The following is a 13,365-nucleotide window of genomic DNA, read 5'->3' on the forward strand; positions in this document are numbered from 1 at the left end:
TTTCAAGATAGCCCGACCCGGTCCTTGACCGCCCGGCGACTTGAAGCAAGGATGCTTTCAGCCTGTTCATCATCAAAACTTGCCCGCGCCATCGCAAGGGCGCCGGCCATTTCACTTGTCAGGGACTTTGCCAAAGACGGGGCATCAGCGGGCCTTGGTTCAATCTGTTCGAGATGTGCTGCAATGGTCTGATGCATTTGGGCCAGACCGCGGCCAAAGGCCTGTTTGCCCGGTGCATCCATGCGCGCAACATCACCCGAAAGTGCCGCCATCGGACAGCCTGTTTCGGGATGATCGCGATGTTCACGGCCAAGGTAAAGATCGATATAAAGACGCAATCCCTGTGACGGTGTGCCACTTGCCAGTGTTTTGGTCAGATGCGCGTGGATGCCTTCAAACATCTCGGTGATGGTTTGGGCAACAAGGTCTTCCTTGGATTTGAAATGCGCATAGAAACCGCCATGGGTCAGGCCTGCTTCGGACATCAGCTTGGCGACACCAACCCCGTCCGGTCCCTTAAGGCGAATGGTTTGTGACGCACTGGCAAGAATGCGTTTGCGGGTTTCTTCCTTGTGGCTTGCGTCATAGCGCATGGCAAAAATCCGGTTCTTTGATGGGATGACCCTTCCCGATGATGAGGATCGGGAAGGGTGTTTAAAGCATGAAGACGCCGTGCTGTCACGCAGCAGGGGCAAGGCCCGCCGGGCGGATGATCTTGTCGCCGCCGCGCGCCTTTGCACCAAGGGACTGGATTTGATCATGGGGCGTGCCACGCACAAAGGCACTTGCCGCTGTCAGTCGGTTCACCTGATCAGATGTCAGATGAATGTCGAGTGCACCCAGTGTCGCATCAAGCTGGGCCAAAGTGCGCGGGCCCAGGATCGGGACCATGCCGGACGAAAGATTGCGGGACTGATCAAGCAACCAGGCGATGGCGACATTTGCCGGTGTCGTTTTGGCCTCTGTCGCGATCCCGATGATGGCATCAAGAATTGCCGTTTCGCGATTGGTCTGTTCAGAGCGGACCAGAACACCGCCGAGGCCTTGCAGGCGACCCTGTTCATTGTTGCGATATTTGCCGGTCAAAAGACCACCGGCAAGGGGCGACCAGGTCATGATGCCAAGGCCCAGTGCATCGGCCATCGGGATCAGATCGCGTTCGGCACTGCGTTCCACCAGATTATATTCGGTTTGAATGGCGACAAGGGGGGACCAGCCGCGCAGTTCGCCAAGCAGGTCTGCGCGCGCAACCCGCCATGCCGGGAAGTTCGAAAGCCCGGCATAATGGATTTTTCCGGCCTGGACGAGGTCTTCGAAGCCCCGCATGATTTCTTCCATCGGCGTTGTTTCGTCGGTGAAATGCGCCCAGTAAAGGTCGATATGGTCTGTGTTCAGACGTTTGAGGCTGGCGTCGACAGAGCGAACCATGTTTTTGCGGCTATTGCCTGATTTGCTGATGCTGCCGTCATTTTCAGCCCCCATCGTGTATTTGCTCGAAAGCACAAAATGGTCGCGATCCTTGGCAATCAGTTGCCCGACAAATTCTTCGGACTGACCAACCTGATAGCCGTCGGCGGTATCGATGAAAAATCCGCCTGCTTCGGCGTAATGGTCGAAGATCTGTTTTGCCTCGGTGAAGTCGCTGCCATATCCCCAGCCCGTTCCGAAATTGCCGGTGCCAAGGGCAAGTTGCGATACGCGAAGCCCGGATTTGCGACTTAGAACCTGATTTCCGATGGTCATTTCTGTGATCCTTCTCAAGCGATGCCAACTGGCGTGCTGGTTTATATTATGATCGTCATTTAAATTAAAATTACGATCATAATATAAAAACGCAAGCAGAAACTTTTCGTCGACAAAACTGGCGGAGAATTATCGCAAGGGTGGATCGGGAAAAGATGTTCAGGAATAAGTGCTTGGCCCGATGTGACCGGCACGCAAGGCATACTTGGCCCACGACCTGTCTGTGCAAGCAATCAGCAGGTTGGCGGCGGTTCTGTCAAAGGACTCGGAGAAAGGGATAGGATAAAATCCGGTTTGGTGCGTTCTAGCGCGGGATTTCGTCAGCGGGGCGAACGTCAAGCAAAGGTGCTGCGTCAATGTTTTCCGCATTCATCATCGATGCGACGCGCTGCATCGATGACAGAAGCTGGGTCTTTTCCCAATCAGGCAGGCCTTCAAACTGGGAAATGAATTCTTCATGCAGCATGGTTGGTGCCGTAGCGAGGACTTCCCGCCCGGCTTCGGTCAGGAAAGTATTGACCACGCGCTTATCGGTTGCACTGCGACGGCGTTCGGCAAGATTGCGCTGTTCAAGACGGTTCAGGATGGTGGTTACGGTTGCCTGACTAAGCGAGACATGGTTGGAAATGCGTTTGACCGTGACATTCTGCAATTCGTCAATCGCCCGCAAGACCATGACCTGCGGGATGGTCAGGCCACAAACCTTCATCACACGTTTCGAATGCAAATCTGTCGCCCGGATAATCTGGCGCAAGGAGACAAGAATGTCCTGCCAATAGGCTTCGGTCATGGCGGTTCCCTTTGCTTTTCGGACGCGTGAAGGTTTGCGCTATCGGGTAACGGGCTTTGCGGCTTTGTTCAAGACCATTTGTTACAACACAAAGTGCATTGCCGTATCAAACCTATCTGAAACGTTGAAGCACGACAAAGATAACACCAAAAATCCCGATCAGGATGGCGGCAATTGTCGCGATCAAAATTGCCTGTTCCACACGCATGTCATTGGCCTGCTTCAGCTCGATAAAGGCGATGACATTGCGTCTGAGCTGATCCATTTCAGGGGTGACATCAAGACTGTTAAGATAAAGCTTTGCCCCGGCACGGGCCAAAAGATCATTTGTCTTGTTCATTTGCTGGGTGAACAGGGCATAGCGTTCTTCGGTATCGGCAAGATCACCGGACGGATCATTTTCCTTATCGCCAGCACGCGCAATCGTAATGACGGTTTTCGTCAGGTCGCCTGCGTCTGCTTCAACGCATTCGGCAAGTGTCGTGCGGGGTTTGTCCTCGGAACATTCGACTTGCCGGTCGCCATATTCCAAAAGAGCCTTGCGCAAATGTTCTTTAAGCTGGCGGTCCAGTTCAGACACCCGAAGGCGGATATCGCGTGCGGTTTCACGGATATCTGTGCTGTTTTGGTCAAGCGCCATGCTCGGCCAGACGACAAACATCGATCCGGCAATCATCAAACACAAAACGACCAGAATACGGCGCAAGAAGGGGCTCCAGGTTAGGTGCGGGGACGAAGGTACCCGCATTCCGATCCGCCAGTCTGCGGCAATGGTGTTCCTATTGCGTTAATAAATATCGCAGAATTTCAGACTGGATTATTTGGGCCAGCGGCGATGGACCCAAAGCCACTGTGCCGGGCGTTCACGGATCCAGGATTCCATGACACCATTCACATCGGTCATGATTTTGGCGACATCGGTTTGTCGATCACCGGTCTTGGTGACTGGCAGGGCGGGATAAAATGTCATGCGGAAATGCGCACCATTCAACCGTTCGACCCGGACCGGGATGATCGGCGCATCATATTTCAAGGCAAACTGTGCCAGTGCCGGTGCGGTCATCGCATCACGGCCAAAGAACGGCACGGCGATGCCGTCACTCATTTTCTGATCGACCAGCATGCAGGCGTGACCGCCTTCTTTCATGAACCGGGTCAGTTTGCGTGCGCCATCCGGGCCCTTCTGGACAAGTTGCCCGCGGAATGTTTTGCGCGCCCGCATAAACAGATTATCGACCCACGGATTATCCGGGGCGCGATAAACACTCATCATATCCATCTCAAGCACGCTTGCGATGCACATGCTGACTTCCCAGTTGCCGATATGACCGGTGAAAAACAGGCCGGGTTTGCCATCGTCTTTAAGGGCAAGACCATGTTCCGCGCCGACAATTTCAATACGTGATCCACCGGGACGCATTTTGTGCAGATGCGGAATTTCAGCCACCGAACGGCCAAGGTTTTCCCACATATCGGCAATGATCGTATCGATCTCTGCCGGTGATTTTTCGGGAAAGGCCATGGTCAGATTTACGCGTGCCTTTTTGGATTGTCCGACCTTGGGCCCGATGGAGCGCAGTAACCAGCCACCGAATTTTGATGCCGTATCAACCGGCATGGCGGCAAACAGCCAATAAATCAGATAGGCCCCGAACCCCTGAAGCGGGTGCGAAAGGTATTTCTGACGGATCTTGTAGAGTTTGCTGTTCTTATCCATCGGCAAGTACTGTCTTCACAATCTGGGCAAGCTGATCGGGGGCGTCAAACGCCAGTCGAATATCGAGACTGTTTATGCCGCTGCGACTGCCCGATGGCAAGCGCATCAGGTCTTTTTGTGTGGTGACAAGCTGGGCACCAAGACCGGCGGATTTGATCTGAAGTGCGGACAGTTCATCGGCGTTAAAGGCATGATGATCATCGAAATCCTGTGTCGCGACGATTTCTGCGCCAACCGATGCAAGGGTGTCGTAAAACTTCTGTGGCCGTCCGATCCCGGCAAAGGCCATGACCTTTTTACCCGCAAAATCGGTCCCGTTGACCGGGGCGATATGGGCCCGCAAAACCGGAACAGACGCCGGAAGATTGGTGATGAAGGACGGTGTCGCATCGCCAATCAGGATAATGGCGCGAACTTTGGCAAGGCCACTGATTAATGGTTCGCGCATCGGACCGGCGGGCATGACACGGCCATTGCCAATGCCATAGTTGCTGTCGATCACGGCAAAGCTGCAATCCTTGATAATGGATGGGTTTTGCAACCCATCATCAAGAATGATCGCATCAGCCCCGGCATCCCGGGCCATTTCCGCACCAAGGAAGCGTTCGCGTGAAATCCATGCCGGACCATGCTGCGCAAGCAAAAGCGGTTCGTCCCCGACCTGTGATGCGGTGTCGCGCGACGGATCAACACGATGCGGGCCGGTGATAGAACCACCATAACCGCGACTGACAAAATGCGGATTACGGCCCATTGCGGTTAACAGGTCAAACAGCGTAACGGCGGTGGGCGTTTTGCCCGCCCCGCCAACTGTGAAGTTGCCAACACAGAAAACCGGGCAACCGGGATGACGGGGCGTGGTGGTCTTGGTGCGGATACATGCCCCGGCCCGCCACAGCAGGGATGCCGGGCTTAGAAGTTTGGGAACAAGCCCGTCTTCCTTCCAGAATTGCGGATCACGCATCATCCACCTCGTCGATTGCTTTTTGCGCCATAAGGGGGCGCAAGGCATCAACGGTACGCGTCAGAACTTCGGCCTTTGAATTGGCGTAATCAAGCGCGGCATCAGCAATCTTTTGGGCACTGGCATGATCGCGTAACAGCGCGCCCACCTGACGGCCAAGATCATCGGCATCGGTTGCCATTCGGGATGCACCGGCTGCGCGCATTTCTTCGCTGATGATGGTGAAATTGCTCATATCCGGGCCATGCAGAATGGCGCAATTCAGTCGTGCCGGTTCCAGCGGGTTTTGCCCGCCCGATGCGCACAGGGTCTTGCCCATAAAGCACACCGGAGCAATTCGGTAAAACAGGCCGAGTTCCCCGATGGTATCGGCAAGATAGATATCGGTCCCCGGTGTGATGGCATGGCCAAGGCTGCGCCGTGCGACTTGCAATCCCTGTGCGATCAGGTCGGCTTCGATGTCATCGGCGCGGTTCGGATGGCGCGGCACAATGATGGTCAACAAACCGGCCTGTTCGTGGGCAAGTTTCTTGTGGATGTCGCCTGCAATCCGTTCTTCACCGTCAAAGGTGCTTGAAGCAAGCCAAACCGGGCGATTGCCGATCTGTTCTTCAAGCTTTGCGAGTTCACCTTCATCGGCCGGAAGTGGCGGGGCCGCAAATTTCAGATTGCCAACGGTTTTAACGCTGGTGGCACCAAGACTTTCAAACCGCGCGGTTTCGTCATCGCCTTGTGTCAGGACAAGGTCAAAGGCCGCAATCACCGGACGAATGAAGGATGGAAATCGCGAATAGCCCTTAAAGCTTTTTTCCGAGATGCGCCCGTTCAAAAGCGCAAGTTTCACACCCGCCTTTTGCGCCTTGGTCAGCAGGTTGGGCCAAAGATCACTTTCAAGCCAAAGTGCGATATCGGGTTTCCAGTGATGCAGGAACCGGGCAACACAAACCTGTCGGTCAATCGGGATGAACTGGTGAATAACGCCTTCGGGCAGGCGGGCATGCATCAGCTCGGCCGAGGTGACAGTACCGGTCGTAACCAGAATGGACTGACCCGGATAACGACGGCGAATTTCATCAATCACCGGCAAAGCCGAAAGAGATTCACCAACACTGGCCCCATGTATCCAAAGCAAATGACCCTTGGGTCGGACGGCACTTGGATGGCCAAAACGTTCGCCGATACGGCCCGGGTCTTCCTTGCCGCGTTTTTTGCGCCGGTTCAGATAAATATAAAGAGCCGGACCCAAAAGCCGGGTTGCTGCGCGATATGCGTAAAACAGGCTCATTTGCCGTTTTCTCCGGCGGCAATTGCCGAACGTTTTTGTTTGGGCAGTTCATCGGGATGTGCGGGTGCTATGACATCAAGCTCAAGATCACGGTCAGTTTCCTGGGTCAGTCGGGTCAGGGCATCTTCGATTTCAAGCCGTTTGGCTTCAAGGCCTGCTTCGTCAAGTTTGCGTTCAACAAAGATCGGCTCCCCCCAGTGAAACACTCCGCGTGCAAAGGGCAGGGGAAGGGGCAGGACGAACCGGTCCCAGCTTTTAAATACCTTGCGGCTTGCCGCGGAATAGGTCAGCGGGAAAACCGGGACACCAGCCATGCGGGCGGCCTGCACCACACCATCGGATGCGCGCATTCTGGGCCCGCGGGGGCCATCGGGCGTCATGCCGACAACTTCGCCGGATTTCAGGGTTTTAAGGATTTGGCGAAGCGCCGCTGCCCCGCCTTTGCCAACGCCTGTTGACCCGGCGATGGTCTGAATCCCAAAATGGGCAACCGTGCGCGAAATGATTTCACCATCGCGGTGCGATGAAATCAGCATGTGGAATGGCAGATCACCGCCAACCGAACGCCAGGTATAGGGCATCATCAAAAGACGCTGGTGCCAGAAGGCAACAATAAAGGGTTTTCCGTCTTTCAGATATTGCGACGGAAGGTCCCCGCCCTCGGTTTTCCAGCGACCGGTTGCACGGACAAGGCGCACATAGGCTGCTGCAATCCAGCACAAAGTGCTGCGCATCGTGTTGCTTTTGATGATCCGCTTATGCCACTGCACGCCCGATAATCCTGAAGTTGCCCGGATCAGTTTCCGTTTTCTTCCGAGAATTGCAAGTTATAGAGGTTTGCATAAGCCCCTCCAAGTGCAAGCAATTCTTCGTGTTTGCCCTGTTCCGTGACGCGACCGTTACTGATGACACAGATTTTGTCGGCATCCACAATGGTCGACAGACGATGCGCAATCACAAGGGTTGTACGGCCCTTCATTAATTCGGAAAGCGCGCCCTGGATGTGGCGTTCTGATTCCGTATCAAGGGCCGATGTCGCCTCGTCCAGCAGCAGGATCGGTGCATTTTTAAGCATCGCACGCGCAATTGCAATACGCTGGCGCTGCCCACCCGAAAGCTTGACGCCATGTTCACCGACAATGGTGTCATAGCCGTTTTCAAGCTGAAGGATGAAGTCATGCGCAGCAGCGTGACGGGCGGCTTCCTCGATTTCGGCGTCGCTGGCACCGGCACGGCCATAGGCAATATTGGCACGCACGGTATCGTCAAACAGGGTGATTTCCTGACTGACCAGTGCGGTTGCCTTGCGCAGGGATTCAAGCGTCACATCGCGAATATCCTGACCATCAATGGTGATCGAGCCGCCATCAATGTCATAGAAACGTGGGATCAGATTCAGGATGGTTGATTTACCCGCACCCGACGGACCGACAAGGGCCACGGTTTCACCGGCCTTGATATCAAGATCGATATCGCGAAGGGCGGTGATTTCCGGGTTATAGGAAAAGGCAACGTTCTTGAACGTAATGTTGCCACCGGTAATCGTCACATCCTTGGCATCCGGCGCATCCTTGATGGCCGGTTCAATATCAAGCACCGTAAAGACACGCTGGGACGCGGCAAGACCCTGTTGCAGGGTGATGTTGATATTGGCCAGACGTTTCACCGGCTCATAGGCCAGCAAAAGGGCGGTGATAAAGGCAAAGAAGCTTCCCGGATCGCTTGATCCGTCAATCACGCGGCTGCCGCCATAGATGATGATGGCGGTGATGGCAGCACCACCCAGTGTTTCCATGATGGGGGAAGAACGGGCACTGACGGTTTGTGCCTTGAAGCTCAGCTTGAAGACGATTTCAACCAGCTTGCCCATGCGCGAACATTCATAGGGTTCCATGCCATAAGCTTTGACATGGCGGATGCCCTGGAAGGTCTGTTCGAGCAGGGTGGCAAATTCACCAATTTGCTGTTGGGTGTTGGCAGATACCTTGCGCATGCGGCGGCCAAGTCGCGCAATCGGATAGATCGCAGCGGGGAATACCGTGAATGCGATGATCGCCAGCATCCAGTCCTTGTAAAACATCACGCTGATCAGAACGATGGCCGTCAGCAAGTCTTTGCCAAACCCGGTCAGAGAGTTTGAAACAGCGGCGCGCATCGCCGTGATGTCATTGGTAAAGCGCGTGATCAGCTTGCCGGTATTGGTGCTGTGGAAAAAGCCGATATCGAGACGAATGACATGTTCATAAAGCCGGTTCTGCACATCTGCCAGAATGCGTCCGCCGACATAGCTCATCAATACGGTTTGGCCGTAATTGGCAAAACCTTTCAGTGCAAACGAGCCCAGCACGGCCGCGCCGACCGGAACAAGCATAGCTTCGCGTTTGTTGATGAAGACGTCATTGATGATGGGATCCATCAGAAGCGCATAAAGCCCGGTTGCGCCTGCCATCAGGGCCATACACAGAAGGGCAAGCAGGATCTTGCCAAAATAGGGGGTAACCGCATCCTTGATGATGCGCTTGACCAAAGGCCAGGTTCCCCAATGTTCTGTGGTATGGTCCATGGAGTTTTCGGGCAATTGCTTGTTCCTGGTCGCTTCAACCATTTCCACATTGTATCAGACTGATACTATCTATATGGATGTGGCTTCAAAATAACATTAATTCACACGCGCTGTTGCTAACATGCCGGGCCTTGGGCGGCAAGCCGCAGGAAGCGGGTGACGGGTACAAAAGTGATCTGATGTTTATCGGGTCACGAAGAGCGACATATAAGACGAAATAATGAACGAGCAACTGCACGCACTTGTCGAGCATACCATCGCCCAAGGTGTTGGCGCACGGGTCTTTGCGCTGAACTGGCAGGGGCGCCGTGTCTGGGTCAAACAGGCGGTTCCGGCAAAACAGAAAGTCTGGCACCGTTTGCAGCGTTTTCTGGCCAATGTTACCGGTATTCCGTTGTTGCGTCCGACCGTGTCGCCCGGCGGCAAGCAAGGCCTTGAAACCGAGGCGGAAATTCTGCGTAAACTTGCGGCCCAGGGCATTCTTGTCCCTGATCTGGTCGGGCAGGATGAAAGCTGGATCGCGATTGGCGATAATGGCGGTATCCTTAAAACCCGGATCGAGGACGAAGTCCGCGCCGGGAACGAGGATAAGGTCAAATCCTATGTCATCGCGGCGGCAACGGCCCTGGCGGGGCTTCATCATGCCGGTGTTTCACACGGGGCGCCGTTGCTTCGTAACATGACGATCCGCGATGACGGGCAGATCGGCTTTATCGATTTTGAAGAAGACCCCAATGCCCGGATGCCGGTTGCCGATGCGCAGGCACGCGACATCTTGCTGTTTGTTTTTTCCATTCAGCGGGAATTTAAAAAACGCCCGGAATTGCTGCGTACCGGATGGAATGCCTATGTCAGTGCGGCAGGCGAGGGGGCAAAACAGCTTGTCCCCCTGCGCAAGGTAATCGGCTTCCTGAGGCCGGTTTACCTGATGCTGCGTCCGTTCCGCAGATGGCTTGGCACGGATGCGCTGAACGGGCTTTTGGCCTATCGCACCCTTCGGAAAAGCCTTTATCGGAAATAGGATCGCCGACCGGTCCCCCGCTTATTGCGCGGGTTGACCAATCGGCGTGTTGACGGTTTCGTAATCGTCATCCTGTTGGGGGGCACGATCAACGTTACTGCTGCGCGTTGCATCATCAACCGAGATACGGATGGCTTCAATTCCATCAAATCCACCGGAAAATGGTGCGAGATTGTGCAGGAACTGGTTGGCCGAATTGGGCCAGCTATATTGTTCTGCCAAGGCACGTGCATCTTCGGGTTTAAGTGCAAGGGCGGCCAAGGCGGCTTCGCGCAGGTCTGCATCAATCGCCCCGGCCTTGGTGCCGCGTACGATATCGGCAGGCCCCTGAACCGGGAAAACCGCGACCGGCGTGCCCGATGCCAATGCTTCAAGGATCACCAGGCCAAAGGTATCGGTCTTGCTTGGGAACACAAACACATCAGCCGATGCAAATGCGGTTGCCAATTCCTCGCCAACCTTTTTGCCCAGAAACTGCGCGTTGGGATATTTGCCCTTAAGCTCGTTAAGCTGTGGGCCGTCACCGACAACGAATTTTGTCCCGGGCAGATCAAGGTCAAGGAAGTGCCCGATATTCTTCTCGACGGCAACACGACCAACAAACAGCCAGTGCGGTTTCGGGAAGTCGCCAAAGGAAGCGTCAGGCCGCGGGCGGAAAAGGTCAAGGTTAACGCCGCGTGACCAGATATGCAGGTTTTCAAACCCCCAGTCCGAGAGTTCCTGGCGCAGGCTTTCGGTGGCGACCATCACGGACCGCGATTTGGAATGGAATTTCCGCATCCCGCGATAGGAAATCGACAGCGGAAGCCGCCAGCGCGCATGGATATATTCCGGAAAGCGCGTGTGATAGGCGGTGGAAAACGGCAGGCCGTGTTTAAGGCAATAGGAACGTGCGGCCTGACCAAGCGGACCTTCGGTCGAGATATGGATGGCGACCGGGTGCAATGCCTCGATCATTTTGGCCATCTTGCGTTTGGCAAACAGGGCCAGACGGATTTCCGGATAGGTCGGACACGGAATGGTTTTGAACTGATCGGGCGAGATCACATGAACATCATGCCCCATCTCGCCCAACTCGCCACGTACGGTTTCAAGGGTACGGACAACACCGTTTACCTGTGGATACCAGGCATCGGTTACGATCAGTATTTTCATGCAGTTTTTCCAATTGGCGTATCAGACCGTTTTTTTGACGTGCCTGATGCGGAATTGTCTGCACCGTGGGCGATGCGGAACATGGAAATCAGTTTGCCAAGGCCAAGTGACGGGGTACTTGCTGCGTCCCGACCGGGACTGGAATGGGTCATGGCCATCTGGCGCATTTCTGCCCAGTGCAGAAGTTCAAGTTTGCCTTCCTTGTCTTCGACAAGGGCGGTGCAACTTTCGACCCAGTCGCCGTCATTGCAATAAAGCACATCGCCGATCATGCGTTTTTCTGCATGATGGATATGACCGCATACCACGCCATCTACCTTGCGCTTGGCAGCTTCGTGGGCGACAGCATTTTCAAAGTTGCAAATGAACTGAACCGCGTTTTTGACCCGGTTTTTCAGATAGGCCGACAGCGACCAGTATCCATAACCAAGGCGGCGGCGAATACCGTTGTAGTAACGGTTAAGCATGATGGCGAGGTTGTAGGCCGTGTCACCAAGATAGGCCAGCCACTTGGCATATTTGACAACACCGTCAAATTCGTCGCCGTGAATGATCAGCAAGCGTTTGCCGTCTGCTGTTTCGTGGATGTCATTCATTTTGACATCGACATGCCCGAAGGTCATATCAACAAATTCACGGGCAAATTCGTCATGGTTTCCGGGGACAAAGATGACTTTTGCGCCATTTTTTGCCTTATCCATGATTGTCGTGATAACAGCATGGTGACTTTCCGGCCAATACCAGCTTTTCTTAAGCCGCCAGCCATCGATAATGTCACCCACCAGATAATAGGTGTCTGCGGTTACTTCATTGAGGAAATCCAAAAGAAGATCTGCCTGACATCCACGTGTCCCCAGATGGACGTCCGAAATCCAGACCGTGCGGTAATGCGGTTGCAGCGTCATCGCTGTCATTGCCGCCCCTCCGTATCCTGCCAAAAGAATGGCTGGAATTCGACAATTTGAGGTGCCGAATACTGTCCCCAACCAGTATCAGTTTAAAATAAAAAACGTGACTATATAACCCGTTCACAGAAATTTCGTCGTTCTGTAAAGCAACTGTTACATTTTTTCTTTCATATGGTAGCCCGTGTGTATGATTTATTTCGGTTTTATTTCGGAAGTGTGTTCTGAATGACCCATGCCGACGTGACAGTGATCTTTAATCCGCGTGCCGGTGGTAACAAACAACGGTTCCTGTTCCAGATCCTGCAACATGCCGGGGTTAAGGTGGAACTGTTGCAAACCACCCATCCCGGTCATGCCCGTGAACTGGCGCGCAAGGTGCGCGCCCATCAACGCTTGTTTGTGGCCGGAGGCGACGGGTCCCTGAACGAGGCGCTAAACGGGCTGCTTGATGCCCAGATCGAAGGCCACGAGGTGCCGCCGCTTGGTGTCATCCCGCTTGGTACGGCCAATGTGCTGGCAGTCGAGGTGGGATTGGCCCGCAAGGCAAAGGCAATTGCCGATTATATCAATAATCCCGGTCAGGTCTGGATACGGCCCGGTTTGGTCAATGGGCGGGCGTTCTTCCTGATGGTCGGGATGGGGGCGGATGCCGATACGGTTGCCAATGTGTCGCTTAAACTTAAACGGCTGATCGGCAAGGGTGCCTATGTTCTTGAAGGATTGCGCAACATCGTCTTTCCGCGCCATCGCGATTTTGAAGTCAATATCGGTCGGGAAAATTATCGGGTCGCTGGTGTCGTTGTCACCCATGCACAGCATTATGGCGGGGAATTTGTGATCTCGCCGACGGCAAAGCTGACAGATAATGCCTTTGAAGTGGTCATGATGCCGGGCAACGGAATTGGGGCATTGTCGCGCTATGGGCTGGCGTTGACCCTGAACCGGCTGCATGAACAAAGTGATGTGTCGGTCGTGCGGACCGAACGACTTACCATCACCAGTCACTGCGGACCTGCGCCAATGCAGATCGATGGTGAAAGCGCGGGTAAGCTGCCCTGCGAGATCAGTCTTTCACCCTATCCGGTCAGGCTGATGGTGCCGCAGGCCTATGCAGATATCCATAATGGGTCAAATGAGGGTACTACAGTCTCGTCACAGCCGATGCTTCAGATTGCCGCGGATTAGAGGGAGCAAAACTCCCCCGACCCCAACCCCGACC

The 13,365-nt window shown here is 54.5% G+C and carries 13 protein-coding genes; 2 read left to right on the forward strand and 11 right to left on the reverse strand.

Going from position 1 to position 13,365, the window contains the following annotated elements:
• Positions 1 to 2: 2 nt before the first annotated feature.
• From TH19_RS15005 to TH19_RS15045, 9 genes are all read right to left on the reverse strand, one after another.
• Positions 3 to 593 carry a TetR/AcrR family transcriptional regulator gene (locus tag TH19_RS15005; RefSeq protein ID WP_181846435.1) on the reverse strand — a complete coding sequence of 197 codons (591 nt, stop codon included), beginning with the start codon at positions 591 to 593 and terminating at the stop codon, positions 3 to 5.
• A gap of 85 nt (positions 594 to 678) precedes the next feature.
• Entirely contained in the window at positions 679 to 1,743 is a 1,065-nt protein-coding gene (locus TH19_RS15010) for an aldo/keto reductase (RefSeq protein WP_114103172.1), read from the reverse strand.
• A gap of 304 nt (positions 1,744 to 2,047) precedes the next feature.
• Positions 2,048 to 2,533 (reverse strand): MarR family winged helix-turn-helix transcriptional regulator, encoded by a 486-nt coding sequence (locus TH19_RS15015; RefSeq protein ID WP_114103173.1) that lies wholly within the window; start codon positions 2,531 to 2,533, stop codon positions 2,048 to 2,050.
• 112 nt (positions 2,534 to 2,645) lie between these two features.
• On the reverse strand, positions 2,646 to 3,239 hold the full coding sequence (locus TH19_RS15020; RefSeq protein ID WP_114103174.1) for a hypothetical protein: 594 nt from the start codon (positions 3,237 to 3,239) through the stop codon (positions 2,646 to 2,648).
• Between the two features lie 111 nt (positions 3,240 to 3,350).
• The gene (locus TH19_RS15025; RefSeq protein ID WP_114103175.1) at positions 3,351 to 4,250 is read right to left on the reverse strand and encodes an LpxL/LpxP family acyltransferase; all 900 of its coding nucleotides are present in this window, start codon (positions 4,248 to 4,250) and stop codon (positions 3,351 to 3,353) included.
• A complete protein-coding gene (gene lpxK, locus TH19_RS15030) occupies positions 4,243 to 5,214 on the reverse strand; it encodes a tetraacyldisaccharide 4'-kinase (RefSeq protein ID WP_114103303.1) in 972 nt (323 codons plus the stop codon). Before lpxK ends, TH19_RS15025 begins: the two co-directional genes overlap by 8 nt.
• Complete coding sequence (locus tag TH19_RS15035) at positions 5,207 to 6,499, reverse strand: 3-deoxy-D-manno-octulosonic acid transferase (protein WP_114103176.1); 1,293 nt, start codon at positions 6,497 to 6,499, stop codon at positions 5,207 to 5,209. Before TH19_RS15035 ends, lpxK begins: the two co-directional genes overlap by 8 nt.
• On the reverse strand, positions 6,496 to 7,269 hold the full coding sequence (locus TH19_RS15040) for a lysophospholipid acyltransferase family protein (RefSeq protein ID WP_258547980.1): 774 nt from the start codon (positions 7,267 to 7,269) through the stop codon (positions 6,496 to 6,498). Before TH19_RS15040 ends, TH19_RS15035 begins: the two co-directional genes overlap by 4 nt.
• A 26-nt stretch (positions 7,270 to 7,295) precedes the next feature.
• Positions 7,296 to 9,062 (reverse strand): ABC transporter ATP-binding protein, encoded by a 1,767-nt coding sequence (locus TH19_RS15045; protein ID WP_114103305.1) that lies wholly within the window; start codon positions 9,060 to 9,062, stop codon positions 7,296 to 7,298.
• A 220-nt stretch (positions 9,063 to 9,282) separates the two neighbouring features.
• Between TH19_RS15045 and TH19_RS15050 the strand changes: the two genes are divergently transcribed.
• Complete coding sequence (locus tag TH19_RS15050; protein WP_114103177.1) at positions 9,283 to 10,083, forward strand: BUD32 family EKC/KEOPS complex subunit; 801 nt, start codon at positions 9,283 to 9,285, stop codon at positions 10,081 to 10,083.
• Between the two features lie 21 nt (positions 10,084 to 10,104).
• Here TH19_RS15050 and TH19_RS15055 read toward each other — a convergent pair whose 3' ends face one another.
• Positions 10,105 to 11,238 (reverse strand): glycosyltransferase family 4 protein, encoded by a 1,134-nt coding sequence (locus TH19_RS15055; protein ID WP_114103178.1) that lies wholly within the window; start codon positions 11,236 to 11,238, stop codon positions 10,105 to 10,107.
• Entirely contained in the window at positions 11,235 to 12,152 is a 918-nt protein-coding gene (locus TH19_RS15060; RefSeq protein WP_114103179.1) for a UDP-2,3-diacylglucosamine diphosphatase, read from the reverse strand. Before TH19_RS15060 ends, TH19_RS15055 begins: the two co-directional genes overlap by 4 nt.
• A 219-nt stretch (positions 12,153 to 12,371) precedes the next feature.
• Here TH19_RS15060 and TH19_RS15065 point away from each other — a divergent pair, with 219 nt between their 5' ends.
• Positions 12,372 to 13,331 (forward strand): diacylglycerol/lipid kinase family protein, encoded by a 960-nt coding sequence (locus tag TH19_RS15065; RefSeq protein ID WP_114103180.1) that lies wholly within the window; start codon positions 12,372 to 12,374, stop codon positions 13,329 to 13,331.
• The last annotated feature ends 34 nt before the right edge of the window (positions 13,332 to 13,365 follow it).

Origin of the sequence: Thalassospira profundimaris, from assembly GCF_003326675.1 — a bacterium.
Lineage (GTDB): Bacteria > Pseudomonadota > Alphaproteobacteria > Rhodospirillales > Thalassospiraceae > Thalassospira > Thalassospira aquimaris.